Source organism: Bacillus sp. GbtcB14 (assembly GCF_019091205.1).
GTDB lineage: Bacteria > Bacillota > Bacilli > Bacillales > Bacillaceae_G > Bacillus_A > Bacillus_A cereus_AG.
Genome location: NZ_JAGXJT010000257.1, coordinates 1 through 245 on the forward strand (window position 1 = coordinate 1; position 245 = coordinate 245).

The following is a 245-nucleotide window of genomic DNA, read 5'->3' on the forward strand; positions in this document are numbered from 1 at the left end:
GGTTCTTTCCGTTCTTCTGGTTTCACTTTTGGTTCCTGCGGTTCTTGCGGATCTTCTGGTTTCTCTTTTGGTTCCTTCGGTTCTTCCGGATCCTCTGGTTTCACTTTTGGTACCTTCGGTTCTTTCGGATCTTCTGGTTTCACTTTTGGTTCATTCGGTTCTTTCGGATCTTCTGGTTTCACTTTTGGTTCCTTCGGTTTTTTCGGATCTTCTGGTTTCACTTTTGGTTTCTTCGGTTCTTTCGG

General features: G+C 44.5%; 1 protein-coding gene. It reads right to left on the reverse strand.

Annotated features, from left to right (window positions below):
* On the reverse strand, positions 1-245 hold a 245-nt coding region (locus tag KVT31_RS29855), incomplete at both ends, for a hypothetical protein (RefSeq protein ID WP_217613760.1).